This window comes from Neorhizobium galegae (assembly GCF_021391675.1).
Taxonomy (GTDB): domain Bacteria; phylum Pseudomonadota; class Alphaproteobacteria; order Rhizobiales; family Rhizobiaceae; genus Neorhizobium; species Neorhizobium galegae_B.
The window spans coordinates 1,086,312-1,111,182 of the sequence record NZ_CP090095.1 but is presented as its reverse complement, the minus strand read 5'-3'; the positions used below and the strand labels follow the sequence as shown (position 1 = coordinate 1,111,182).

Here is a 24,871-nt window from a genome sequence, read left to right as displayed (position 1 = left end):
TCACGAGCGCCTTGAACAGCTTAACCGACTCGATCAGAGGCCCGGCGCAGAACGGCAATGCCGCGAGGGCCGCCATCGAGATCGCATCAGGCGCGGAGGCCCGGCATGGCGGAAGACATTACCTTCGACATGGAATTCACCCCTTCCTACGGCGTGCCGGTCACCGTTGCCGAAGGCGTGCAGCGGCTGACCGTCAACAATCCCTCGCCGTTCACCTTTCACGGCACCAATACCTACATCGTCGGCGGCTCCTCGGTCGCGGTCATCGATCCCGGCCCGGAGAACGAGGCGCATTTCGAGGCGCTGATGGCGGCACTGAGGGGCCGCGAGGTCACCCATATCTTCGTCAGCCACACGCACCGCGACCATTCCCCGCTCGCCCGCCGGCTGCGCGAAGAAACCGGGGCGATTACCGTCGCCGAAGGACCGCACCGGGCCTCGCGGCCGCTGCATGCGGGCGAGGTCAATCCATTCGCGGAAAGCGCCGACACCGGTTTCGTGCCCGACATCGCGGTTAGCGATGGGCAGTTGATCGAGGGGGACGGCTGGGCGCTGACGGCCGTGCATACGCCCGGTCACACGGCCAACCATTCCGCCTTCGGGCTGGAAGGAACCGGCGTGCTGTTTTCCGCCGATCACGTGATGGCCTGGGCGACGACAATCGTCGCGCCGCCGGATGGGTCGATGGCGGATTTCATGGCTTCGATCGAAAAGCTGCTGCCGCGCGAGGACCGGATCTTCTTTCCGGGGCATGGCGGGCCGGTGAAGGAGCCGGGCTCGTTCCTGCGGGGGCTTCGCACCCATCGCCGCATGCGCGAACGCGCCGTGCTGGAGCGCATCAAGGCCGGCGACCGGCTGATCCCCGACATGGTCAAGGTGATCTATGCCAGCACCGATCCGCGCCTGCATGGGGCAGCTGCCCTTTCCGTGCTCGCGCATCTGGAAGACCTGGTCGAGAAAGGCCGCGTGCTGACCGAAGGCCCCCCGTCGCTTGCAGGCGTCTACCGTCCGGCTTAGTTGCCGGCAATCCCCAGAAGTTCGGTATCGAGCCGGTCGAGGAAATCCTCGGCGATGGCTTCGCTCATTCCGAGGTCATGCGGCCCGTAACGCGAGGCGACGCGGATATCGACGGAGGTCGTCTCGGCGTCTTCCCGCAGCCGGATGACGAGGTCGAAACGCAGGCCAAGGATCAGGGTGCGGGTCTCGCCCTGCAGCAGGACATCGCCGACATTGACGAAAACCGGCGCGAGCGAGGGTTCCGGGCGTGGCAGCGGGATCGGCGCCACGTCCGGCACCGGCGCCTGTTCGTCCTGCGGCGCGGGGCGCTGGGCGATATCCGGCGCGATCAGCTCGACGCCTTCCTTCTTCGTGATCGCGATCCGGGCGGAAAGCACCGCCTTCTGCACGCCCTGATAGACCCGGTCGAGGGCGCCCTCGTAACGTCTGCCGGTAAGGCCGGGATAGGCGGCGAACTGCACCCGCCGATCGGCAGGCGTAATGATCGTCGAGCGCGGCAGCCATTTCTGGCTGGCCTTCGGCTCGGCAACCCACGGCGGCGGGTCGGCAATATCGGTGGAAATATCAAAGAGCGGCGGCAGGGTGAAATAATAGAAGGCGCCGGTCGCCACCACGGCGAGCGGAACCGCCGCATAGATCAGTCCTTTCGTCGCCGCGACGCCGCCGCTCGCGCCGACCTGCCAGAGCCGCATCAGGCCGATCAGCGACAGCGGCACCGAAACAGTGGCAATCGCCGCCGAGAGAAACAGCAGCGCCAGGAAATCGGGGGTCGTCAGGGGGCCGAAACGATGGGCCAGCGCGGCAATCACGAACAACGCCAGCGCCGACAAGGCCAGCCTGCGGGCCGTATAGGCCGAATGGGAAACGGGCCGGACAAAACGGACGGGCATGGGATCGGCAAAGGCTCCATGGCAAAAGCGCTTGCTCCTGTGTAAAACAGCTTCGCCCGGAATGGAATCCCAAGGTTGCAGCCCGGCCGAATGAAAAGGAGTTCATGCCATGCGCCCTCACAGCCTTCTCCTCGTCACCTCGCTTTGCGCCCTGCTGGGCGCCCTGCTGGCCGGCTGCCAGACCATGACGCCGGAGGAACGCCGCGCGGCGGACGAAACCACCTGCGCCAGCTACGGCTTCAGGCGCGGCACGGATGCGATGGCGCGCTGCATGCTCGACATCGAACTCGACCGCCGCGCCGAAGGCCGTTCGATGCAATCCCGCGCCGATGCGATGATGTGGCGGCCGATGGTGATCGAGCGCCGGGTGATCGTCGAGCGGCGCTGACCGGGGCATAAGGGCGGCGCCCTAGAACGGCGTACTCCTCCAAACCAGCTTTGCCGCAAGGTCTCCTCGATCAGCCCCCAGGGATATCCGGCCTCGAACGCGAGCCCATTCGATCATCGGCGGTATTGCAGCTCGATCTTCACGCCTTCCGGGCCGTAGACGAAGATCTGGCCGATGTCGGTATCGGGTATGGCGTCGTGTTCGAAGCTGTAACCTGTCGCCGTGATCCTCTCGACGGCGGCGTCGTGATCGTAAAAGCCGAAAGCCACGTGGTTGAACATGCCGGGCGGAAAATCGTCGTCACGGGTGACCATGCTCAGGTGAATGAAGGGATGGCCGTCGAGATAAAGCCAGTGGCCCGGATCGGAAAAGGGTGGCCGGTAGCCCTCCTCTGCCCCCAGCACCTTGCCCAGGAACGCGATCATCGCCTCCGCATCGCGCGTATGAATATTGACATGGTCCAGGCGCGGCATGTTTTCCTCCCTGTCGCTCTCGGAGGACGATAGCATGGGAAAGTCGCTCTCCTAAACCTCATGGCCGGAAACGACGATGGCCGGCCTCAGAAGTTCTTCATGTTGTAATGGGGAATTCCGACGTCGAAGAACTCCTCGCCATAGGCCTTGAAGCCGAAACGCTCGTACATGGAGATCTTGTCGCTCTGGGCCGCCAGATGAAAGCGGTTATCCCGCGCTTGGCCGTGCGTCTCCATCGCGGCGCGGATCATCGCGCTGGCGACGCCCTTGCCGCGCCAGGGCCTGGTGACGGCGACTCGGCCGATCTTGACGCAATCCTCCGCGTAAATGACCCGCAGAGTGCCGCAAACCTCACCCGAAACGACGGCGACGAAGTGGAAGGCGGTCAGGTCGTCGGCATCGAATTCCATGTCGGCCGGCACGTTCTGCTCGACGATGAAGACTTCGCGGCGCAACCGGAAACCCTCGTTGCAGAGCGTGCTGAAAACGGGGACGGCGAGAACGGTAACCTGGCTCATGATGGTCTCCTCGGCCTTCATTTCCGAATAGCGATTTTGTTTTGCCGGTGACGGCCGGCATGACATAAACATCCCCAATCAGCTTTTAAAAGCGGGCTCGATCTGGCATGATCCTTCCATGAGCGAAACGCAAAAGCCAATTTCGATTGAGGATGCTATTTCGCCGGCGCCGACGGAGGCAGCCGACGATCTGCACGCGTGGCAGGTCAAAAAACTGGCAGAGCGAAAAAAGTCGGCTGATGCCGGACGATTTGCTTCTGCGGAGACAGTAAAGGCGATGATCCGCAAATTCGTCCCCAATGGATGAACTCGTCTGGCTGGAGGAGGCGCTGCAAGATCTCGATGAGATCGGCTCCTATATCGCACTCGACAATCCGCACGCTGCCGAGAACGTGGTCCGTCGCATAGTGGAAGCTGTTTCAATGCTGGCGTGGCACCCGAAAGTTGGACGACTGACATCGGATGGGGATACACGGCGCCTCACCATCGCCGGCACCCCCTACATCGCCTTTTATCGCCTCCGCGAACGAGCGGAGATATTGGCTATATTTCACACGTCCCGAAAATGGCCGGATCATCTGAAATAGGGAGTGGCTCTCTGGTTCATCCCTTCCTCCTTTCGATCGCCGCCTGCGCTGCCGCAAGCCGGGCGATCGGTACGCGGAAGGGCGAGCAGGAGACGTAGTCGAGGTCGGCATTCTCGCAGAAGCGGATCGAGGCGGGGTCGCCGCCATGTTCGCCGCAGATGCCGAGCTTGAGGTCGTTACGGGTCCGGCGGCCGCGCTCGGCTGCGATCTGGATAAGCTCGCCGACGCCGTCGAAATCGAGCGAGATGAACGGGTCGTGCTCGATGATGCCCTTCCTCTGATAGGTGGGGATGAAGGCCGCCGCATCGTCGCGCGACATGCCGAAGGTCGTCTGGGTCAGGTCGTTGGTGCCGAAGGAGAAGAACTCGGCCGTCTCGGCGATGACATGGGCGCGGATGGCGGCCCGCGGCAGCTCGATCATCGTGCCGACGAGATAGGCGATCGGAACGCCGGTTTCCTTTGCGACATCCTCGGCGACGCGGTCGATGACGCCCTTCACATAGTCCAGTTCCTTGCGCAGGCTGACGAGCGGCACCATGATTTCCAGTTCGACCGGTTCGCCTGTGAGCTTTCCGGCCTCCACCGCCGCCTCGAAAATGGCACGCGCCTGCATTTCGGCGATCTCGGGATAGGAGATCGCCAGACGGCAGCCGCGATGGCCAAGCATGGGGTTGAACTCGTGGATGGCGTCGATGCGGCGGGCGAGGAAGGCCGGCGGCATCGCCATCGCCTTGGCGACTTCGGCGATTTCGGCTTCCGTCTTCGGCAGGAATTCGTGCAGCGGCGGATCGAGAAGGCGGATCGTCACCGGCAGGCCGTGCATGATCGAGAACAGCTCGATGAAATCCGAGCGCTGCATCGGCAGGAGTTTTCCGAGCGCCTCGCGGCGGCCCTTCTCGTCCTCGGCGAGGATCATCTCGCGCATCACGTGGATACGGTCGCCCTCGAAGAACATGTGCTCGGTGCGGCACAGCCCGATGCCTTCGGCCCCGAAGGAGCGGGCGGCGCGGGCGTCCTGCGGCGTATCGGCATTGGTGCGCACCGTCATGCGGCGGGTCTTGTCGGCCCAGGCCATCAGCTTGCCGAAATCGCCGGAGAGTGCGGGCTGGATCATCGGCACCGCGCCCTTCAGCACCTGCCCGGACGAGCCGTCTATCGTAACCGTGTCGCCGCGCTTCAGCGTCACGCCGCCGGCGCCGATCAGGAGTTCGTTGCGCAGATCGACCCGCATCGAGCCGGCGCCGACGACGCAGGGGATGCCCATGCCGCGGGCGACGACCGCGGCATGACTGGTCATGCCGCCTCGGGTGGTGAGGATGCCTTCGGCAGCGTGCATGCCGTGGATGTCCTCGGGGCTCGTTTCGATGCGCACCAGGATGACCTTGCGGCCTTCGTGTTCCGCCTCGACCGCCTCTTCGGCGGTGAAGACGATCTCGCCGGTGGCGGCACCCGGGGAAGCCGGCAGGCCGGACCCGACCACGTGGCGCTCGACGCGCGGATCGATGGTCGGGTGAAGAAGCTGGTCGAGCGAGGGCGGCTCGATGCGGCAGACCGCCTCTTCCTCGGCGATGACGCCCTCCTCCACCATGTCGACGGCGATCTTCATCGCCGCGCGGGTGGTGCGCTTGCCGGAGCGGGTCTGCAGCATCCATAACTTGCCGCGCTCGACGGTGAATTCGAGGTCCTGCATTTCGCGGTAATGGGCTTCCAGCCGGTCGCAGATCGCCTTGAACTCGGCGAATGTTTCCGGCATCAATTTTTCCATCGACGGTTTTTCGGAGCCGGAGGCGATACGTCCTTCCTCGGTGATCGATTGCGGCGTACGGATGCCGGCCACGACATCCTCCCCCTGCGCATTGACCAGAAACTCGCCGTAGAGCGCCTTTTCGCCGGTCGAGGGATTGCGGGTGAAGGCGACGCCGGTCGCCGAGGACGAACCGAGATTGCCGAACACCATGGTCTGGACGTTGACGGCCGTGCCCCATTCCTCCGGAATGCGGTGGAGCATGCGATAGGTCATGGCGCGCGGGTTCATCCAGCTCGAAAAGACGGCACGGATGGCCCCCCAGAGCTGCACATGCGGATCCTGCGGAAAGCTGGTGTCCAGCTCGTCTTCGATCATCCTCTTGTAGAGGCTGACGACGTGCTGCCATTCGACTGCGGAGAGATCAGTGTCGTATTCGTGGCCGAGCCGGGCCTTCTCGTCCTCGAGTATCTCCTCGAAAATCTCGTGGTCGAGGCCCATGACGACATCGGCATACATCTGGATGAAGCGGCGGTAGCTGTCCCAGGCAAAGCGCGCGTCGCCGGCATCGTGCCCGAGCGACTGCACCGTTTCGTCGTTGAGGCCGAGGTTGAGGACGGTGTCCATCATGCCCGGCATGGATGCGCGGGCGCCGGAGCGCACGGAAAGCAGCAGAGGCTTCGTCCTGCCGCCGAAGACGCGGCCGGTCAGCCCTTCGATCGCGGTAACGCCTTCCAGGACCTGCGCCTTCAGGTCGTCGGGAAGCGTCCTGCCATTCTCGAAATAGAAAACGCAGGCATCGGCAACGATGGTCAGCCCTGGAGGAACCGGCAGGCCAAGGCTTGCCATCTCGGCGAGATTGGCGCCCTTGCCACCCAGCCGCTCGACATCCGTGGCGCGGCCCTCCGCCTCGCCACCGCCGAAGCGATAGACCCATTTCGACATTGCTGCTCTCCACCCGTCGCAGTCTTTTGCGCAATAACTACAAGTTTTATGACGGTTTGGAAACGGATCTAGGCAGGAATATGTTGCGTCGCAACAAGAGCGGCCGAAGACGGTCACCAAATTGGCCTGGGAGCGCTAGAAAACAAAGCTTTGCGGGGCCGGATCACAGGCGGCCCCGCAAAGCTTTCCGCCCGGGACAGGAAACCCGGACGGGGGGTGGGAAACTTTTAGTCGGACTGCGAAGCGTATGGACGCTCAAGCGCGTTCCAATTCCACGGTCCACAAAATAACAATAGTCAGAAAATTACATCCCCCATATGGGTGATTCTACGTAGCTCCCGGGTACTTTACCCCCGGATGCAGCTTTAAAAATTGATGCTGGTCAATGAATTGACGTAAATCACGTCGCTGGAGAATGCAACTCGCAACAACCGGATCCATTCAGCTCGCCTCGCGCAGAAGTTCCGCGGTCTGGAGATCGACGGAAACGAGCTGGGAAACGCCCTGTTCGCCCATCGTCACGCCGAAAAGGCGGTTCATGCGGGCCATGGTGATGGGATTATGGGTGATGATGATGAAACGGGTTTCGGTGGAGGCCGCCATCTCGTCCATGAGATTGCAGTAGCGTTCCACATTGTGGTCGTCGAGCGGCGCATCGACCTCGTCCAGCACGCAGATCGGCGCCGGATTGGTGAGGAAGACGGCAAAGATCAGCGCCATCGCCGTCAGCGCCTGCTCGCCGCCCGACAAAAGCGTCATGGTCTGCGGCTTCTTGCCCGGCGGGCGGGCGAGGATTTCAAGGCCGGCTTCGAGCGGGTCGTCCGATTCGATCAGCTGCAGTTCCGCCGTGCCGCCGCCGAAGAGATGGGTGAAGAGCCGCTGGAACTGCTCGTTGACCACGTCGAAGGCGGCCAGCAGCCGTTCGCGGCCTTCGCGGTTGAGGCTCTGGATCGCACCGCGCAGCTTGCGGATCGCGTCGATGACGTCGGCGCGCTCGCGCATCAGGTTGTCGAGCTTGTCGGAAAGCTCCTTCTGCTCTTCGTCCGCGCGCAGGTTGACGGCGCCGAGCCTTTCCCGCTCCATGCGCAGGCGGTCGACCTCACGTTCGATCTCGCGGACATCCGGCAGGGCCGAGTCGGGCTTCAGGCCCGCCAGCCGCAGGACCTCGTGGGGCGCGACATTGAGCGCCTCGCGGATGCGGTTCTCACTCTCATGGCGCTTCTCGGCGGCCGAAACCAGACGCTCCTCGGCACGGCCGCGCTTTTCGCGCACCTCGGCCAGTTCCGACAGCGCGACGGTGGCAATCCGGTCAGCCTCGCGCTGATGGGTTTCCGCTTCGGCCAATCGGTCGGCGGCGGCGCGACGGGCCTCTTCCGCCTTCTGCAACTCGGTCAGCAGCGCACGGCGCTTGTCGTCGAACTCCTCGGGCGCAGCTTCGAGATCGGCGATCTCCTCGCGGGCCTCTTCCTCGCGTTCTCGAAGGCTGGCGATATGATCGGCGGCGCTCGCCGCCCGGGCCGTCCAGGAGGCGCGCTCCTGGGCGATCGCGGCAAGGCGGCGCCTTGCGGGCCTCGGTCTCGCGGCTCAGGCCCTCGTATCGGGCACGCGCTTCGGCGAGCAGGCCGCGATCGGTCGCGACAACCGCCTGCTGGTCGCGCAGCCGGTTGTCGAGATGGGAAATATCGGGCGCATCCTCGAGCTCGATGCGGGCGTTTTCTTCCTGGACGCCGAGATCCTCGATCTGCGCGGTCACCTGGTTCACCGCCTCGCCGGCCACATCGCGGCGGCGCATCAGGTCGCCGGCTGCACGTTCGGCAGCGGCCAGCGCATCGCGGGCTTCCGAAAGCTGGCGGGCGGCGATGCGGGCGCGGTCGCGGGCGTCGGTGAGCCGCCGTTCGGCGGAAGTGATTTCGGATGCGGCGGCGGCGAGCGCCACTTCGGTTTCGGACAGCACGATGCGCGCTTCGTCGATCTCGGCTTCCAGTTCCGAGAGCCGGTTCTTCTGGGATAGGCGCAAGGCAGCCGCACCCGGTGCCTCGGAGCCGGTAACGTGGCCGTCCCAGCGATAGACGGCGCCTTCGCGGGTCACCAGGCGCTGGCCGGGCCGCAGCAGGCGCATCATCCGCTGGGCGTCCGTCGTAGCGACGACGCCAATCTGTGCGAGGCTGCGGGACAGCTCCGGCGGCGCGGTGACATGCGCGATCAGCGGCTGGGCACCCTGGGGCAAGCCAGGGTCGCCCGAGCCGTCGCCATTCACCGACCAGTAGGTCGGGGCCGAGGCATCGATGGGGCTTTCGAGATCGTCGCCAAGCGCTGCACCGAGGGCTGCCTCGAAACCGCGATCGACGCGGATCATGTCGGCGACCGCGACGAAATCCCCCGACGTGGCACCGGCAGCGAGCATTTTCGAAATGGTGCGCGCCTCGGTCTCCAGCGCATTGAGCGCCGAACGAGCGGCCTCCACCGGGCCGCGGGCCAGCAGTTCCGCCGAACGGGCGGCGGAAAGTGCCGCCTCCACGTCTTCGACCGCGATTGTCGCATCCTCGACGGCGATTTCCGCCGCTTCGACCGCTTCACGCCTTTCGGCCGGATCGTCGAGGGCGGATAGCCGCTCGTTGATGGCGTCAAGCTCGCCCCTGGCATCGCCAAGCTGCCGGTCGAGGCGCTGGCGGCGCTCTGCGAGATCGCGGATCAGCCGTTCGAGCTGGTGACGCCCGGCGGCGGCCTCGGCGCGCTCGGCGGTGATTGCAGAAAACAGCGCTTCGCTCGTCGCCAGCGACGCCGCGGCAGCCTCGAAAGTCTCGCGCATTTCCTCGGCTTCGGAGCCGGAATCGGCGAGCATGTCGTTGAGTTCGGCCTCTTCCTCGCCAAGCTTTTCGAGGAAGGCGGTATTGTCGGCGGCGAGCCGTTCTTCGCGGCTGATATCATCACCGAGCTGGACGAGCCGGCGGGTCAGTTCGTCTCGGCGCTTCAGCAGGCGGTTTGCCTCCTCCTCCAGCTGGCCGCGGGCGATCTGCAGGCGCTGCAGGGCGGCACCGGCCTTCGCCTCCTCCTCGCGCAGTTCCGGCAGCTTGAGGCTGGCGATCGCCTGTTGCTTGGCGGCCTCCATCTGCGCCTGCGCCTTTTCGGCAACGACGCTGGTCACCTGGTTGAGGGCGCTTTCCGCCTCGCCTTCCGCCTCCTTGGCCTGCACCCAGCGGATATGCAGGAGCATCGCCTCGCGGGCCCGGATATCAGCCGACAGGGTCTTGAAGCGGCTCGCCTGGCGGGCCTGACGCTTGAGGCTCTCGATCTGGCTTTCGAGCTGCGAGAGCACGTCGTCCAGGCGTTCGAGATTGCCTTCGGCGGCGCGCAGCCGCAATTCCGCCTCGTGGCGGCGGGAATGCAGGCCGGAAATGCCGGCCGCCTCTTCGAGCAGCTGGCGGCGCGCCTGGGGTTTTGCCTGGATCAGTTCGCCGATGCGGCCCTGCCCGACCATGGAAGGCGAGCGGGCGCCGGTCGAGGCATCGGCAAACAGAAGCTGCACGTCCTTGGCGCGGGCTTCCTTGCCGTTGATGCGATAGACGGAGCCCGACTCCCGTTCGATGCGGCGGGTTACCTGGATTTCGTCGGAATCGTTGAAAGCGGCAGGTGCCGTGCGGTCGGAATTGTCGAGATAGAGACCGACTTCGGCCGTATTGCGGGCCGGTCGGTTGCCGGAGCCCGAAAAGATCACGTCGTCCATGCCGGACGCGCGCATGTTCTTGTAGGAGTTTTCCCCCATCACCCAGCGCAGCGCCTCGACGAGGTTCGACTTGCCGCAGCCGTTCGGGCCGACCACGCCGGTCAGCCCGCGCTCGATGATGAATTCCGTCGGTTCGACGAAAGACTTGAATCCGAGAACGCGCAGCTTGTTGAACTTCATGCCGCGCGCCTCACCTTCCCGCCGGGGAAGGCGTGCTCACAACAGGCTGTCGATGAGCTTGGACATGGATTCAACAGACATATCTCCCGAATACTTCTTGCCGCCAATCAGGAAGGTCGGCGTGGAATTGACGCCAAACTCGTCCGCGCCCCTCTTAACGACGGCATTCACTTCATCGAGAAGCTTCTGGTTCGTCAAGCAGGCCTCGAAAGTCTGCTGTGAGTAACCTGCGAGTTTGACCGCCTGGAGCAGCGCATTGCGCACATTTCCGTCCGCGGGCGCCGCCCAGCCGCGCTGCTGCTTGAACAGCATCGAGACCATCGGGAAATACTGGGCGGGCGTCGAAAGCTCGGCGGCGTTCTGCGGGCTGCAGCGGGCAAGCATGAAAGCGGCGGTCGCGACCGGATCGAACGGGAATTCGCGGAGGATGAAGCGCACCTTGCCGGTATCGATATACTTGGTCTTGATCGTCTCGAAGGTCTTGTTGTGGAAGTTGGCGCAGTGCGGGCAGGTCATCGACATGTATTCGATGATCGTGACCTTCGCCTTTTCGTCGCCCAGCGCCATTTCCGGCAGCGGGCCCGGCTTCAGTGCAGCGGCCATGTCCACGGTGCCCTGGGACTCCGGCAATTCCTGCGCGAAAGCTTCGGAAGCACCGAGCGGCAAGGCAAGGCAAACAGCGGTGACTGCCACTCCGCCGAGAAGCGCGCGCCTGGTCATGGTCATTTCGTTCATCTGCATGGAACACCCGTGTGCGAGAGATCTTCAATAAAGGTGACATTCCGTATCGCGGCGCCCCAGCGCGAACAAGCTGTCGATAGGCAAATCTCTTCAAAGAATTGTGACAAATCGGAGGTCTATCAAGCGGATCGGCGGGTTTATCTCTCAGACCTTGCGTTTCTGCTGCAGGACGGCGGTGCCGAGCCTTGCCACGGCCTTCTTGAGCACCTCGCTTTCGATCCCTTCCATCATGGCTTCCAGCCGCTTGGCGGCCTCGCCCTTCAAAGGCGGCGGCTTGCGGGGATGCTTGAAGGTCTGGGAGACCGGTTTCTGGACGATGCGGATCTGACGCACCGCCGGGAAACCGAAAAAGCCGTTGATGCGGGCGATCAGCTCACCCTGGGCATGGGTGAGGAAAAGGGCGCGCGCGCCTTCGCAGGCGATCGTCAGCACGCCTGCCTGGTGGCCGCCGCCCGAACCGGTGCCCTCGTCGCGGCGCGGCCAGGCAATCTTTTCCGGCCGCGTGCAATCGGCAAAGTCCTCGCCGGCGATCTCGTCCCAGGAGCCGAGCAGCGCCGTCGATATGCCGGCGCGGCGGGCGAGCACCGGATCGATGATGCCGTTCGCGATTTCCGATATCTGCAGCTCGCGTTTCTTGGGATAACTCATGACGCCCGCCATTGCGGCCCCGGCAGGCCTTGATGCCGGCGCACTATTCCCACAACTATACGCCATCTCTTCCCATAACGGCAAACGATGCTCCAGACGATCCACATCACCCATGCGCAAAAGCTGCTGACCTGGTACGACCGGCACCACCGCGAGCTTCCATGGCGGGTGAGCCCGGCTGCTGCAAAGGCCGGAAAACGGGCCGATCCCTATCACGTCTGGCTTTCGGAAGTGATGCTGCAGCAGACGACCGTGCAGGCGGTAAAACCCTATTTTGCCAAGTTCCTGACGCTCTGGCCCAAGGTCACCGACCTTGCCGCCGCACCGGTCGAGGACGTGATGGCCGCCTGGGCGGGTCTCGGATATTACGCCCGTGCCCGCAACCTGAAAAAATGCGCCGAAGCGATTGCTGCCGAGCACGGCGGGGTGTTTCCAGACACCGAGGACGGCCTGCGCGCGCTGCCCGGCATCGGCGACTATACGTCCGCTGCGGTTTCGGCGATCGCCTTCAACCGCCAGTCCGCGGTCATGGACGGCAATGTCGAGCGGGTGATTTCGCGGCTCTACGCGATCGACGCACCGCTTCCGGGCTCGAAACCCGCCATGAAGGCGAAGGTGGCGGAACTGACGCCCACTGAGCGGCCGGGCGATTTCGCGCAGGCGATGATGGATCTCGGGGCGACGATCTGCACCCCGAAACGGCCGACCTGCGCGCTCTGTCCCTTCCGCGACGACTGTCTGGCCTTTGCAGAACACGACCCGGAACGGTTTCCGGTCAAGGCGGCGAAGAAGGAAAAGCCGCTGCGGCTCGGCGCCGTCTTCGTGGCCGTGACGCCGGAAGGCGAAGTGCTATTGCGGCGGCGGGTCGACAGCGGGTTGCTCGGCGGCATGACCGAAGTGCCGACCACCGGCTGGACATCGCGCGTCAACGGCGGGACCACGACCGACCATGCCCCCTTCCCCGCCGCATGGGAGGCATCGGGCACCGTCACCCACGTCTTCACCCATTTCGAGCTCAGGCTCTCGGTCTTCCGGGCGAAGACCGAGAGGGTCGCCACCGCCGACGGATGGTGGGAACGGGTCACAAATCTCGAGGCCCAGGCCTTGCCGACGGTGATGAAAAAAGCCATCACCCAGGCTATTCCATTGGCCTTCGAAAAATCCTCGAACTGATATTCCCGGGACATAGTCATGGCAGCCAAGATCGACCACATCGTCTTCGACATCGGCAAGGTGCTGATCCACTACGATCCGAACCTTCCCTATGCCCGCGTCATTCCGGACGAGGAGGAACGCAGATGGTTCTTTGAGAACGTCTGCACCCATGAATGGAACCTGGAACAGGACCGCGGCCGCAAGTGGGAAGATGCCGAGGCGCTGCTGGTCAAGCAATATCCGCAGCGCGAGGAGCAGATCCGCGCCTTCCGCAAATGCTGGCACGAAATGGTGCCGCATGCCTATGACGGCTCGGTCAAGATCATGGAAGGCCTGATCGACAAGGGCCGCGACGTGACGATGCTGACCAATTTCGCCGCCGACACGTTTGCCGAGGCTAGGCAAATCTTTCCCTTTCTCAACAAGCCGCGGGGCGTCACCGTGTCGGGCGAGATCGGCCTGATCAAGCCGGACGTGGCGATCTACGAAAAACACGCCCGCGACTTCGGCCTGACGCCGGAAGCCTCGATCTTCATCGACGACAGCCACGCGAATGTCGAAGGTGCCCGCGCGGCCGGCTGGCAGGCAGTACATTTCAAGGATGCCGAAACGCTGCGGCAGGACCTGATCGCCCACGGCATCGAGCTTTAAGGCTTGGTCGGCGGGGCCGGATCTTAGAGGATCCGGCTCGCGGCGCAGACGCGCCCGACGACCTTCAGGTCCGCCAAATTGTCCTTGGGGACATGCTGCGGGCGATAGCGTTCCAGGTTGTCCGGCAGGAGTTCGAGGCTGCCATGCGGAAGCCTCTGCACCCGCCGGACGATCAGCTCCTCGCCGACATCGAACAGATAGACGCGCCCATCCTCCAATTTGCAGTCGCTGATATCGACGAACATCGGAGTTCCGTCGACGATCGTCGGCGACATGCTGTCGCCCCTTGCGGACACGACCCGCATGTTGCCCGGATCGACCGAGAGCTTCGCCCAGAAGCCTCGGGGGATGGCCGCCCATGTGGCGTCGTCGCGTTCGAGTGGGGGTTGTCCGGCCGTCTCGTCTTTATAGGCAGGGATGACGACACGATCGGCGAGATCCCAGACCGGGCTCGGCTCGGAAAATCCGGCCGGCGGGATTTCCGGTGGCGCAAAATGGATGATCCCATCCTCGACCGACCAGTCGTTGCCGAGATATTCGATCGGCACTTCGGCGAGCTCCGCCATCATGTTGAGCGTGCTGTGGCGTGGCTCGGTCTTGCCGTGACGGTAGTTGTCGAGCGTGTTGTCGTTGAGGCCGAGCGCATCCACCACGCGCAGGCGGCCGCCGGCCAGTTCGCAGAGGATCAGCATCTTCAGCGCCACCGCCCGGCGCGCGGCATCCCTGCCCTCCCAGCTTGGAGAGAACCGCGCCAACGCACGCTCGATCCGGTGGCGCAACTCGCCATTGACAGGCATGGACATTTTCAAAAACGCAAAATTAGCAATTCGTTCAACCCGATACAACCTACGATATCAAGCGCGGGTGACGGCGTGAAGACCTGAAATTTCGCAAAGTCGAGTTTGATCAGGCGGCAGAGGCGACCAGAGCGGCGCGCAAAAAGAAATGGCGCCCGGGATCAGCCTTCCCGGGCGCCAATTATCCTCGTCCGGGACTAGAGGTACGAAACCGGACGAGGCATTCGGTCGATCTGGCGGGGACCGGTGGATCAGTCCAGTTTCGCCATACCGTTTCGGATTACGGATCGCAGTTCATCGATGGGCTTGAGCGATTGTCCGTCGTCGAAATGCCAGAACGTCCATCCGTTGCATGCATCAAGGCCCTGCACTTTCGCGCCAAGGCGATGAATGGAACCGGCGTCGCCACCTGCCGAGAGCGTGCCGTCGGCGCGGATGATCGCGCTGTGGCGGCGCTTCGCATCGGTCAGGACCTGACCGGGCTTGACGAGACCGCTTTCGACCAGCGTGTTGAAGGCGACACGAGGTTCGGCCTTCTTGCCGGTCATGACCGTCAGTTCCGCCTTGCCGAGCGGCTCGACGGAGGCGATGCGCTCGGAAGCCGCATCGATATAGTCCTGCTCGCGCTCGATGCCGACGAAGTTGCGGCCGAGGCGTTTTGCGACCGCACCCGTGGTGCCGGTGCCGAAGAACGGATCGAGGATGACGTCGCCCGGCCTGGTGGAGGCCATGATCACGCGGGCGAGCAGCGCTTCCGGCTTCTGAGTCGGATGAACCTTCTTGCCGTCGTCGCCCTTCAGGCGTTCGCCGCCGGAGCAGATCGGGAACAGCCAGTCGGAGCGCATCTGCACGTCGTCGTTGGAGGCCTTCAGCGCATCGTAGTTGAAAGTATAGCCCTTGGATTTGGAGTCGCGGCTCGCCCAGATCATCGTCTCATGGGCATTCTGGAACCGGCGGCCCTTGAAGTTCGGCATCGGGTTCACCTTGCGCCAGACGATATCGTTCAGCAGCCAGAAGTTCAGGTCCTGCATGATCGCGCCGACGCGGAAGATATTGTGGTAGGAGCCGATGACCCAGATCGTGCCATTCGGCTTCAGCACGCGGCGGCAGGCGAGCAGCCAGGCGCGGGTGAAGGCGTCATAGATTTCGAAGGAGGCGAACTGGTCCCATTCGTCGTCGACGGCATCGACCAGCGACTGGTCGGGACGGTGTAGCGTGCCGCCAAGCTGGAGATTGTACGGCGGATCGGCGAAGATCGCATCGACGGAATGATCCGGCAGGGCTTCCAGGGCAGCGACGCAATCGCCCTTGATGATGGAGTTTAGCCAAGTGTCCGGACGGACCTGACGCTTCAGGTCGGCCAGCGGAAGAACTGCTGCCATTTGCTACTCGCTACGCTCTACTCGATACCAATTTTACTGACTGTTATGGTTACCTATTTTGGTTACCAAAGCCTGAAGCGGTGCGTGATTTCGGGAAAAATTTTGGGACGTGGAAAGATGATGCGGGTTGCGCTAGGATCAGCTCATGAAGAGAAGTGAAGCGATCGAAAAGCTGAAACAGCAGGCCGACGCCATCCGCGCGCTCGGCGCGACCTCGCTTTATCTTTTCGGATCGGTCGCCCGCGACGAGGCCGGACCGACAAGCGATCTCGATTTGTTTATCGATTATGATATCGGTAGAAAATTCTCTCTCGTCGATCTGACAGGTATCAAGCTTTTCCTGGAAGATGAATTGTCCACCGAAGTAGACGTCACGACGCGGAACAGTTTGCATCCGCGCCTGAAAGACAAAATCGAACATTCGGCGATCCGGATCTTCTGATGGCACGCGACATCGAATTAATCCTGGATGACATCCTCGAAATGATTGCGCTGATCGAAAAGTCCGTGCTCGGAAAAATGCGAGAAGATTTCGACGGCGATCGTATCTTACGGCTGGCAATCCAGCGCGCGATCGAAATCATTTCGGAAGCAAGCAGGCATATTCCGGATGAACTGTTGGAACAGGCTCCGGAAATCGCGTGGCGATCAATTCGGGGGATGGGTAACGTCTTGCGTCACGAATATCACCGCATTGCGGATGACGTCATTTGGGACGTCGTCATGCATGACCTGCCGCCTCTGAAGGCAGCGGTTCTTTCGTTCCGAAACAAAGCTTCCCGAGAGTAGCCATTCAAGCCGCATGCACCTCGCGGCTATCCTTAGGCGCCTCGTCCCGCTCGAACATGCCGTAATCTCTGACGACATGGCCGATGCGCAGGCGGTAGTCGGCGAAGACGCCGCCGCGGCCAGCTTTTTGCGCCGCGCGGTGACTTTCGAGATTGCGCCATGCCTTGACGGCCTCCTCGTCCCGCCAGAACGACAGGGAGAGGATTTTTCCGCGCAAGGTCAGGCTTTCGAAACGCTCGATCGAGATGAAGCCGTCGATGGTTTCCAACTCGGACCGTAGCTCACCGGCAAGGTCAAGATATTTGTGGCGCTCGCCCATGTAGGGGATGACTTCGAAGATGACGGCGATCATGGCTTTACCAAAGCTCCGTGCGGCATGGAGACGTTCTTGAGGAAGATACGGTCCTCCTTCAGGATAAAACGCTCGCGTTTCGAAAACGCGTAGTTCTCCTGGCCCAGCGGATCGGCCATCAGCCGGGCGCGATAGGCCTCGTAGGCGGCGAGGCTGTCGATGTTGTAGATGCCGTAAGCCGTCGTCGCCGAGCCCTCGTGCGGTCCGAAATAACCGATCAGGTCGGCGCCGCAGCGCGGGATCGCCTGGCCCCAGTTGCGGGCATATTCGGCGAAGTCGTCCTTTTTGAACGGGTCGATTTCGTAGCGGATGAAACAGGTGATCATGGCTTTTCTCCTTGTGCTGTGGAGATGTTTTGCCATGTTGCCAGACGAAGATGCTTCGGTTACGGTCGAAGTATGAAAGAAGGTCCAGACATTGCCCGCATCGGGATGTTGTTCGGCGATCCCGCCCGCGCCAACATGCTGACCGCCTTGATGGGCGGCCAGGCGCTGACGGCGACCGAACTTGCGCAAGCGGCCGGCGTGACGGTGCAGACGGCCAGTTCGCATCTCTCCAAGCTCGAGGACGGCGGCATTTTGACCCAGCGCAAGCAGGGCCGGCACCGCTATTTCGCGCTCGCCGATGCTGCCGCCGGCACGCTGCTCGAAAACATCATGGGGTTTGCGGCAAGCAGGGGCCATCTGCGGCACGGGCCGGGGCCGAAGGATCCGGCGCTGCGCAAGGCGCGGGTCTGCTACGATCATCTCGCCGGCGATTACGGGGTCAGGATGCTCGACAGTTTCGTCGCCCGCGGCGCGATCGAGAGCGACGGCGAGAACCTGGCGATGACCGAGGATGGTCGCGCGGAACTCGGCACGCTCGGCATCGATGTCGCTGCACTGACATCCAGCCGCCGGCCGCTATGCAAATCCTGCCTCGACTGGAGCGAGCGGCGCTCGCACCTAGCCGGCACGCTGGGCAAGGCGCTTCTCTCGCATTTCCTCGAAAAAGGCTGGGCACGGCGCAGCGGTGAAAGCCGCGCCGTGCTGTTCACTCCCGAGGGCGAACGGAAATTCCTGGCGCTGTTTCCGGCCGGCTGAACGTCATGACCAGCGCGTCTGCATAATCCTGTCCCGCGATGCGATCGCAAAGGCTGCTCCATTCGCAGCCCGTGCAAGCGCGGCGCGTCACGCCAGAAGAGAAGGCGCGGCGCAGTTTATCGAACAGCACCGGATCGGAGGCGATCACCGACCCGGTCTCAAGCTCCCGCCCAAGCAGGCGGGCAATATCCGCCAGCGCCGCCGCATCGCGGCCGGCAACCGAAGCACCGAAACAATGTGCATCTTCGTCCGACAGAAGCGGGGCGCAGATATCGTCGGGGCCGGAGACGATCTCGATCGGCTCGCCGGCAGAAAGCCGGCCGGCGAGACGACGATAGTTGGCGACGAAGGCTGGGCTATAGCCCTCGCCGACAAAGGTCAGCACGCAGAGAAGATGATGCGGCCGCAGCCTCACCATCATTCCACCGCAGCACGGTTGCGGGAGGCGACCGCGGCAAGGATGGCTGCCGCCAGGCCCGATTTCAGTGCAGCACCGAGGATGAACGGGGCAACGCCGGCCCAGAACGCCTTTTCAGCGCCGATCAGTGCCGCGAGCCAGGCCCAGCCGAGCGCAAGGCATAGAAGGTTTGCGATCAGATGTGCCGAGAAGCTGGCGAGGATGCGCCGCCCGGTCCAGCCGCGTTCGGCAAGCCAGCCGGCAAGGGCGGCAATCACCGGAAAGGAAAAGAGATAACCCGCGGTCGGCCCTGCGAACACGGCAATGCTGCCCGCTCCACCCGCCAGCACCGGCGCTCCAAGCGCCGCTTCTCCCAGCCAAGCAAGCACCGTCAAGGCGCCGAGCCGCCAACCATAAAGCGCGCCGATCATGGTCACGGCGAAGGTCTGCATGGTGATCGGTACCGGAACCATCGGCACGGCGATCCGGGAGGCGATCGCCAGCACCAGCGTGCCCGCAAGCACGAACAGAACCTTGGCTGGCAAAGACCGGTCGGCAAGCCGAAAGGGATCGAAAACAAGTGTCTGGTGGGAAGTAATCAGGGACATCGAGCTCTCCTTCACAGATTATAGATAATTTTGATTCCCATCTATTTTATGAAATGGTTTTTGGCAGATGACAAGCGCCCGGTGGCAGCTTCATCGCCATAACACCAAGCCTGCGAACACAAATGTCCTGATTTTCCGGCAATTTTCACCGGAAATAAAATTATCTATAATTCTTGAAAAAGTCAGCCGACGATGGCGAAAGTCTCGCGCCCGGCACCAGTTTTGGCCGGCTGCGGGCCACGACCGATCCACTGCACATGTTTCTGCAGGATGGCGGCGGCCTCGTCGGCCTTGCCCTGCCTAAGAGCGGCCAGGATGGCGCGATGGTCGTGGTCGGTGCGCTTCTCCCAGCCGGACTGCCAGGCGGAGAACAGGAAGCGCGCGCTTGCGGCATGCAGGTCGTCGATCGAGGCGAGCAGACGCTTCATGCCGCAGGGGGCGAGGATCAGCCGGTGGAAACGGCGGTTCGCCGCCTCCCAGGCATGCACGTCGGCAGCGGCATCGCCCTCACGGGCCGCGTCTTCCGCCGCATCGAGGATGGCCGGGGTCAGGTGGCGGGCGGCATGACGGAGCGCCAGCACTTCCAGCACGGCACGCATTTCCGCCACTTCACGGACTTCGGCGAGATCGAAGGAGGCAACGCGCACGCCTCGGCGCGGCTCGCTGATCGCCAGCCCCTGCGCTTCCAGCCGGCGGAATGCCTCGCGCACCGGCACATGGCTGGTTTCGAATTCCTCGGCGATATGATCCTGGCGGAGACGGGCACCGGGGGCGAGCTCGCCACGCACGATGCGGTCGGCAAGCACGCGGCTGATGCGGCTGGCGATGGTGTCTTCCGGTTCCTTGCCCATCAGCGTTCCTTAGTGCGCCGTTTTCCGCTTGTCGAGAGCCGCCCGCTACGCTTGCCCCAGCCATGCGCGGCGGCTGGTTGAGGTTTGTCCTGCCATCGTATAAAAGGCCGCCTCACCTTATATCAGGCCCATGGAAGGCATTTCCTCATGAGCAGCTTCGACCTCATCATCTTCGATTGCGACGGCGTTCTCGTCGATTCAGAAATCATCGCGGCGCAGGTGGAATCCAGGCTGCTCACCGAAGCGGGTTATCCGATCAGCGTCGAGGAAATGGGCGAGCGGTTCGCCGGCATGACCTGGAAGAACATCCTGCTGGCCGTGGAAAAGGAAGCCGATATTCCGCTGTCGGCCTCGCTGCTCGACAAATCCGAGACAATCCTTGACGCACGGCTTGCCCGCGACGTGAAGATCATCGACGGCGTGAAGTTCGCGCTGGCAAGGCTGACGACGCAACGCTGCATCTGCTCAAACTCCAGCACTCATCGTCTCGACATGATGCTCGAAAAGGTCGGCCTCAAACCCTATTTCGCGCCGCATATCTATTCGGCCAAGGATCTCGGGCCGGATCGGGTCAAGCCGAAGCCGGATATCTTCCTGCACGCCGCCGAGCAGTTCAAAGTTGCGCCGGAGAAGTGCCTGGTGATCGAGGATTCCACCCATGGCGTCCACGGCGCCAAGGCGGCCGGCATGCGCGTCGTCGGCTTTACCGGCGCGTCGCACACCTATCCGAGCCATGCCGACCGGCTGACCGATGCGGGCGCCGAAACCGTGATCTCGCGGATGATGGACCTGCCGGCCGTCATCGCCGCACTCGGCGAATGGGCCGGGGCGCTCTAAGCACCCCGATCAGTTCTTTCTCGATCAGCTCGGGCCTCGATCAGCTCCGGCGGGCCGGCTTCTTTGCCGGGCCGGTGTCGAAGCCGAGGCGGACGCGGGTGAAGCGCGAGGCGCCGCCTTGCGCGTTCGGGATCTGCACATCCGCCTTGTTGAAGATGAACTGGGTGCCGCCGGCCGGCATCTCGATCGGGAAAGCCACCTTCTGCGAATAGATGACGCTGTCGCCGTCGACCACTTCGACGAGGATCGGCAGGGTGATCTGGCCGGGAACGCCGACCGGGCCCTGGACGAGACGTCCTTGCGCGACGACGTTGATGGTCAGCGTCGTCTCATTGGCGGTGCACTGGCGCGTCGCGTCGGCGAGCGAGGCCTGGTAGAGCAGTTTTTCCGGCTTGTTCTCGCCGCCGCGCGCATAGGCGCGGTGAATGGCGGTCTGTTCCAGCATGACGACTGGCGGGCAGAATGCCTGCACGACGGGAGTTGCTGCCTCAGCGGCGGGGGCGGCGGTTGCGGTCGGGGTCAGCCCCTCTGTCGGCGCCGAGGAATTGCAGCTTGCGAGAACCGCCACGAGCGACACCGCCAGAAGACCACGCGAAATCTTTGCAAACACCGTACTCAACCCTCTTCCATCCCAATATCTGGGCCATTTACCTGGCGAACCGGAGCGTCACTTTCCGGTCTTTCACCGCCCATTTTCCTGGTCTATATCAGCGGCGCGAATAAAAATCGATTGGGGTTGATGGTCGTGGACTATATTTCTACCCGGGGCGAAGCCGCTCCGCTCGGATTCCGGGATGCGCTGATGGCGGGCCTTGCCCGCGACGGCGGCCTTTACGTGCCACGTCAATGGCCTTCGCTCTCCAAGAAGGAGATCCGCGCCCTGCGCGGCAAGACCTATCAAGAGGTCGCCTTCGAGATCCTCAAACACTTCGTCGGCGACGAAATTCCCGCCGACAAGCTGAAGGGAATGATCGACGAGGCCTATGCCACGTTCCGGCATCCGGCCGTCGTGCCGCTGGTGCAGACGGGGCCGAACGATTTCGTGCTCGAGCTCTTCCACGGCACGACGCTCGCCTTCAAGGACGTGGCGATGCAGCTGCTCGCCCGGTTGATGGACTATGTGCTGGCCGAGCGCGGCGAGCGGGCGACGATCGTCGGCGCGACGTCGGGCGATACCGGTGGGGCAGCGATCGACGCATTCGCGGGTCGCGAGCGCACCGACATTTTCATCCTCTTCCCGCATGGCAAGGTCTCGTCCGTGCAGCAGCGGCAGATGACGACCTCCAGTGCCGCCAACGTGCATGCGCTGGCGCTGAAAGGCAATTTCGACGACTGCCAGAACATCGTCAAGGAGATGTTCAACGACGTCGCCTTCCGCGACCGGGTGAGGCTCTCGGGCGTCAACTCGATCAACTGGGCGCGCATCATGGCGCAGGTGGTCTATTATTTCACGGCCGCCGTTTCGCTCGGCGGGCCGGACCGGAAAATCTCCTTCACCGTCCCGACCGGCAATTTCGGCGATATCTTCGCGGGTTATGTGGCCAAGAAGATGGGCCTGCCGATCGACCGGCTGGTGATCGCCACCAACGACAACGACATCCTCGCCCGGACGCTGAAGACCGGACGCTACGAGATGCGCGACGTCAAGGCGACCACCTCGCCGTCGATGGACATCCAGATCTCGTCCAATTTCGAGCGGCTGCTGTTCGAAGCCTATGGCCGCGACGCCGGCTCGGTTCGCGCCGCCATGGCCGGGTTGAAACAATCCGGCAGCTTCGAGATCAAGCCTGACGCGTTGAAGGCCATCCGCCGCGAGTTCCGCGCCGGCCGGGCAACGGAGCGGCAGGTTGCCGCCACGATCCGCGAGACGCTTGCTGAAACCGGTTACCTGCTCGATCCGCATACGGCGACCGGCGTTTTCGTCGCAGGCAAGAACGCAAAACCGGCAAGCCCGATGGTCACTCTCGCCACCGCGCACCCGGCCAAATTTCCGGCCTCGGTAAAATCCGCTTGCGGAATTGATCCGGCGCTTCCATCATGGCTTGCTGATCTTATGCAAAGGGAGGAGCGCTTCGATATCTTGGAGCCTGAGCTTAAGGCCGTCGAAACTTTCATCGGCGAGCATGCCCGCGCTAAGTAATACAAGTATCGGCGGCGCCGGAAAGACGTAAACATGAATGTAGAAATCACCCGGCTCGCCTCCGGGTTGACGGTCGTCACCGAAACCATGCCGCATCTGGAGAGCGTCGCGCTGGGTGTCTGGATCAAGTCCGGATCGCGTAACGAGACCGAGGACGAACATGGGATCGCCCACCTCCTCGAGCACATGGCCTTCAAGGGCACCGCCCGCCGCAGCGCCCGTGACATCGCCGAAGAGATCGAGAATGTCGGCGGCGAACTGAACGCCGCAACATCCACCGAAACCACCTCCTATTACGCCCGGGTGCTCAGGGACAACGTACCGCTCGCGGTCGATATCCTTGCCGACATCCTGACGGAATCGGAATTCGACGAGGAAGAACTGCGTCGCGAAAAGCACGTCATCCTCCAGGAGATCGGGGCTGCCAACGACACGCCCGACGATGTGGTTTTCGACAAGTTTTCCGAGGTCGCCTATCGCGGCCAGACGCTCGGCCGGCCGATCCTCGGCACGCCGGATACGGTCAAGAGTTTCACGCCGGGACAGATCCGCAACTATCTTTCGCGCAATTACACGACCGACCGGATGTTCGTGGTCGCTGCGGGCGCCGTGGATCACACGACGTTCGTCAAGCAGGTCGAGGAGCGTTTTGCCCGTCTGCCCATGACCCCGAGCGTACCGCCCGTGCTGGAAGCGGCCCGTTACATCGGCGGCGACGTGCGTGAAACCCGCGACCTCATGGACGCGCAGGTGCTGCTCGGCTTCGAGGGCAAGGCCTATCACATGCGCGACTTCTACTGCTCGCAGATCCTCGCCAACATCCTCGGCGGCGGCATGTCGTCGCGCCTGTTCCAGGAAGTGCGCGAACGTCGCGGCCTGTGCTATTCGGTCTATGCCTTCCACTGGGGTTTTTCCGACACCGGCATCTTCGGCATCCATGCGGCAACCGGCGGCAACGAGCTGCCGACGCTGGTGCCCGTCATCATCGACGAGCTGCGAAAGTCTTCGGAAACCATTCATCAACAGGAAATCGACCGTGCCCGCGCCCAGATCCGTGCCCAGTTGCTGATGGGCCAGGAAAGCCCGGCGGCGCGCGCCGGCCAGATCGCCCGCCAGATGATGCTCTACGGACGCCCCATCCCCAACCCGGAAATGATGGAACGGCTGGAAGGCATCACCACTGAGCGGCTCACCGATCTTGCCGGACGGCTGTTTTTCGATACAGTTCCCACATTGTCGGCGGTCGGTCCGATCGAACAGCTCGCGCCATTGACCGACATCTCCACGGCGCTTGCCACGCCGGGGATCCAGACGAAGAAGGCTGCCGGTTAAACCGGCCGCCCTGCCCGGAGCAGCACTAGCATGACCAAATCGGTGTTTCGGTTCCTGTCGCGACAGCCGGACACACCAGAGCTTTATGGCGAAAACCACCTGCTCCGGCTTCCCCGTTATTCCGACTACAAACAATGGCAGCGGCTACGCTCGGAAAGCCGGCCTTTCCTGCAGCCCTGGGAGCCGATCTGGCGGCCGGACGAGCTGACCGAAGGGGCGTTCCGCCTGCGCGTCGTCAGAAGCGGCCAGGAATATGCGTCCGGCCTTGCCGTGCCGCTGCTTCTCTTCCGCCGCGACGACCAGGTGCTGCTCGGCGGCCTGACCATCGGCTATATCCGGCGGGGTGCGGCGCAGAGCTGCATGGTCGGCTACTGGATGGGCGAGAAACATTCCGGCCAAGGCCACATGTTGGCCGCATTGAAGGTGGCTATCCCGTATATCTACGGCGGACTTCAGTTGCACCGGATCGAGGCAGCCTGTATTCCGGAGAACTGGAAAAGTGTCCGGCTTTTGGAAAAGGCTGGTTTCGAGCAGGAAGGTCTTTTGCGCAAGTATCTCAAAATCAATGGCGAATGGCGCGACCACCTGATGTTTTCCCGTCTGCCGGAAGACGGTGAGTTCGGGAAGATGCTGAAGCCATGAA

General features: G+C 63.1%; 27 protein-coding genes and 1 pseudogene. 13 read left to right on the top strand and 15 right to left on the bottom strand.

What is annotated here, in order from left to right; all coding sequences use genetic code 11:
• Positions 1–105 precede the first annotated feature (105 nt).
• Positions 106–1,017 (top strand): MBL fold metallo-hydrolase, encoded by a 912-nt coding sequence (locus LZK81_RS05390; protein ID WP_233955421.1) that lies wholly within the window; start codon positions 106–108, stop codon positions 1,015–1,017.
• Here LZK81_RS05390 and LZK81_RS05385 read toward each other — a convergent pair.
• Positions 1,014–1,907, bottom strand: coding sequence for a DUF1499 domain-containing protein (locus tag LZK81_RS05385; protein ID WP_233955420.1), 894 nt, complete (start codon positions 1,905–1,907; stop codon positions 1,014–1,016). The two genes, LZK81_RS05390 and LZK81_RS05385, sit on opposite strands and share 4 nt — an antisense overlap.
• A 109-nt stretch (positions 1,908–2,016) precedes the next feature.
• Here LZK81_RS05385 and LZK81_RS05380 point away from each other — a divergent pair, with 109 nt between their 5' ends.
• A complete protein-coding gene (locus LZK81_RS05380; RefSeq protein WP_233955419.1) occupies positions 2,017–2,295 on the top strand; it encodes a hypothetical protein in 279 nt (92 codons plus the stop codon).
• Positions 2,296–2,408: 113 nt separating this feature from the next.
• On the opposite strand, the gene LZK81_RS05375 is transcribed toward LZK81_RS05380, so the two are convergent.
• The gene (locus LZK81_RS05375) at positions 2,409–2,768 is read right to left on the bottom strand and encodes a VOC family protein (RefSeq protein WP_233956478.1); all 360 of its coding nucleotides are present in this window, start codon (positions 2,766–2,768) and stop codon (positions 2,409–2,411) included.
• Positions 2,769–2,854: 86 nt separating this feature from the next.
• Positions 2,855–3,286, bottom strand: coding sequence for a GNAT family N-acetyltransferase (locus LZK81_RS05370; RefSeq protein ID WP_418936471.1), 432 nt, complete (start codon positions 3,284–3,286; stop codon positions 2,855–2,857).
• A gap of 118 nt (positions 3,287–3,404) precedes the next feature.
• Between LZK81_RS05370 and LZK81_RS05365 the strand changes: the two genes are divergently transcribed.
• Positions 3,405–3,593: a hypothetical protein gene (locus tag LZK81_RS05365; protein WP_046607123.1), complete on the top strand. Its 189-nt coding sequence runs from the start codon at positions 3,405–3,407 to the stop codon at positions 3,591–3,593.
• Entirely contained in the window at positions 3,586–3,873 is a 288-nt protein-coding gene (locus tag LZK81_RS05360; RefSeq protein ID WP_233955418.1) for a type II toxin-antitoxin system RelE/ParE family toxin, read from the top strand. The genes LZK81_RS05365 and LZK81_RS05360 overlap by 8 nt, the downstream gene beginning before the upstream one ends.
• A 16-nt stretch (positions 3,874–3,889) precedes the next feature.
• On the opposite strand, the gene ppdK is transcribed toward LZK81_RS05360, so the two are convergent.
• The 4 genes and pseudogenes from ppdK to LZK81_RS05340 form a co-directional block, all read right to left on the bottom strand.
• Complete coding sequence (gene ppdK, locus LZK81_RS05355; protein WP_046610802.1) at positions 3,890–6,562, bottom strand: pyruvate, phosphate dikinase; 2,673 nt, start codon at positions 6,560–6,562, stop codon at positions 3,890–3,892.
• A 441-nt stretch (positions 6,563–7,003) separates the two neighbouring features.
• Positions 7,004–10,466: pseudogene (locus LZK81_RS05350) on the bottom strand (chromosome segregation SMC family protein).
• Between the two features lie 36 nt (positions 10,467–10,502).
• Positions 10,503–11,207: a DsbA family protein gene (locus LZK81_RS05345; protein WP_046607120.1), complete on the bottom strand. Its 705-nt coding sequence runs from the start codon at positions 11,205–11,207 to the stop codon at positions 10,503–10,505.
• Positions 11,208–11,351: 144 nt separating this feature from the next.
• On the bottom strand, positions 11,352–11,855 hold the full coding sequence (locus tag LZK81_RS05340; protein WP_233955417.1) for a DUF721 domain-containing protein: 504 nt from the start codon (positions 11,853–11,855) through the stop codon (positions 11,352–11,354).
• Between the two features lie 87 nt (positions 11,856–11,942).
• Here LZK81_RS05340 and mutY point away from each other — a divergent pair, with 87 nt between their 5' ends.
• Both mutY and LZK81_RS05330 read left to right on the top strand, forming a co-directional pair.
• Positions 11,943–13,028 carry an A/G-specific adenine glycosylase gene (gene mutY / locus LZK81_RS05335; protein ID WP_233955416.1) on the top strand — a complete coding sequence of 362 codons (1,086 nt, stop codon included), beginning with the start codon at positions 11,943–11,945 and terminating at the stop codon, positions 13,026–13,028.
• An 18-nt stretch (positions 13,029–13,046) separates the two neighbouring features.
• A complete protein-coding gene (locus LZK81_RS05330) occupies positions 13,047–13,661 on the top strand; it encodes an HAD family hydrolase (RefSeq protein WP_233955415.1) in 615 nt (204 codons plus the stop codon).
• A gap of 23 nt (positions 13,662–13,684) precedes the next feature.
• On the opposite strand, the gene LZK81_RS05325 is transcribed toward LZK81_RS05330, so the two are convergent.
• Together LZK81_RS05325 and LZK81_RS05320 are read right to left on the bottom strand one after the other, a co-directional pair.
• A complete protein-coding gene (locus LZK81_RS05325) occupies positions 13,685–14,458 on the bottom strand; it encodes a S24 family peptidase (protein ID WP_233955414.1) in 774 nt (257 codons plus the stop codon).
• Between the two features lie 251 nt (positions 14,459–14,709).
• On the bottom strand, positions 14,710–15,840 hold the full coding sequence (locus LZK81_RS05320; RefSeq protein WP_046610806.1) for a site-specific DNA-methyltransferase: 1,131 nt from the start codon (positions 15,838–15,840) through the stop codon (positions 14,710–14,712).
• A gap of 145 nt (positions 15,841–15,985) precedes the next feature.
• On the opposite strand from LZK81_RS05320, the gene LZK81_RS05315 reads away from it, so the two are divergent.
• Together LZK81_RS05315 and LZK81_RS05310 are read left to right on the top strand one after the other, a co-directional pair.
• Positions 15,986–16,282, top strand: coding sequence for a nucleotidyltransferase family protein (locus tag LZK81_RS05315; protein ID WP_046610807.1), 297 nt, complete (start codon positions 15,986–15,988; stop codon positions 16,280–16,282).
• Positions 16,282–16,629 (top strand): DUF86 domain-containing protein, encoded by a 348-nt coding sequence (locus LZK81_RS05310; RefSeq protein ID WP_233955413.1) that lies wholly within the window; start codon positions 16,282–16,284, stop codon positions 16,627–16,629. Before LZK81_RS05315 ends, LZK81_RS05310 begins: the two co-directional genes overlap by 1 nt.
• 4 nt (positions 16,630–16,633) lie before the next feature.
• Here LZK81_RS05310 and LZK81_RS05305 read toward each other — a convergent pair whose 3' ends face one another.
• Positions 16,634–16,981 (bottom strand): antibiotic biosynthesis monooxygenase family protein, encoded by a 348-nt coding sequence (locus tag LZK81_RS05305; RefSeq protein WP_007752416.1) that lies wholly within the window; start codon positions 16,979–16,981, stop codon positions 16,634–16,636.
• A complete protein-coding gene (locus LZK81_RS05300; protein ID WP_046610809.1) occupies positions 16,978–17,307 on the bottom strand; it encodes an NIPSNAP family protein in 330 nt (109 codons plus the stop codon). Before LZK81_RS05300 ends, LZK81_RS05305 begins: the two co-directional genes overlap by 4 nt.
• Positions 17,308–17,379: 72 nt before the next feature.
• On the opposite strand from LZK81_RS05300, the gene LZK81_RS05295 reads away from it, so the two are divergent.
• Complete coding sequence (locus tag LZK81_RS05295; protein ID WP_233955412.1) at positions 17,380–18,063, top strand: ArsR/SmtB family transcription factor; 684 nt, start codon at positions 17,380–17,382, stop codon at positions 18,061–18,063.
• On the opposite strand, the gene LZK81_RS05290 is transcribed toward LZK81_RS05295, so the two are convergent.
• The 3 genes from LZK81_RS05290 to LZK81_RS05280 form a co-directional block, all read right to left on the bottom strand.
• On the bottom strand, positions 18,014–18,484 hold the full coding sequence (locus LZK81_RS05290) for a DUF1284 domain-containing protein (RefSeq protein WP_233955411.1): 471 nt from the start codon (positions 18,482–18,484) through the stop codon (positions 18,014–18,016). The two genes, LZK81_RS05295 and LZK81_RS05290, sit on opposite strands and share 50 nt — an antisense overlap.
• Positions 18,481–19,068 carry a biotin transporter BioY gene (locus LZK81_RS05285; RefSeq protein WP_233955410.1) on the bottom strand — a complete coding sequence of 196 codons (588 nt, stop codon included), beginning with the start codon at positions 19,066–19,068 and terminating at the stop codon, positions 18,481–18,483. Before LZK81_RS05285 ends, LZK81_RS05290 begins: the two co-directional genes overlap by 4 nt.
• Before the next feature lie 182 nt (positions 19,069–19,250).
• Positions 19,251–19,919, bottom strand: a complete 669-nt coding sequence (locus LZK81_RS05280) for a GntR family transcriptional regulator (RefSeq protein ID WP_046610813.1) — start codon at positions 19,917–19,919, stop codon at positions 19,251–19,253.
• Between the two features lie 147 nt (positions 19,920–20,066).
• Here LZK81_RS05280 and LZK81_RS05275 point away from each other — a divergent pair, with 147 nt between their 5' ends.
• Complete coding sequence (locus LZK81_RS05275; protein ID WP_046607108.1) at positions 20,067–20,756, top strand: HAD family hydrolase; 690 nt, start codon at positions 20,067–20,069, stop codon at positions 20,754–20,756.
• A gap of 40 nt (positions 20,757–20,796) precedes the next feature.
• On the opposite strand, the gene LZK81_RS05270 is transcribed toward LZK81_RS05275, so the two are convergent.
• Positions 20,797–21,366, bottom strand: coding sequence for a PilZ domain-containing protein (locus tag LZK81_RS05270; RefSeq protein WP_233955409.1), 570 nt, complete (start codon positions 21,364–21,366; stop codon positions 20,797–20,799).
• 126 nt (positions 21,367–21,492) lie between these two features.
• On the opposite strand from LZK81_RS05270, the gene thrC reads away from it, so the two are divergent.
• The 3 genes from thrC to LZK81_RS05255 are packed head-to-tail and all read left to right on the top strand — an operon-like array spanning position 21,493 to position 24,870.
• Entirely contained in the window at positions 21,493–22,896 is a 1,404-nt protein-coding gene (gene thrC, locus LZK81_RS05265; RefSeq protein WP_233956476.1) for a threonine synthase, read from the top strand.
• A 33-nt stretch (positions 22,897–22,929) separates the two neighbouring features.
• Positions 22,930–24,228, top strand: a complete 1,299-nt coding sequence (locus tag LZK81_RS05260) for a M16 family metallopeptidase (protein WP_233955408.1) — start codon at positions 22,930–22,932, stop codon at positions 24,226–24,228.
• 30 nt (positions 24,229–24,258) lie between these two features.
• Entirely contained in the window at positions 24,259–24,870 is a 612-nt protein-coding gene (locus tag LZK81_RS05255) for a GNAT family N-acetyltransferase (protein ID WP_046607106.1), read from the top strand.
• The last annotated feature ends 1 nt before the right edge of the window (position 24,871 follow it).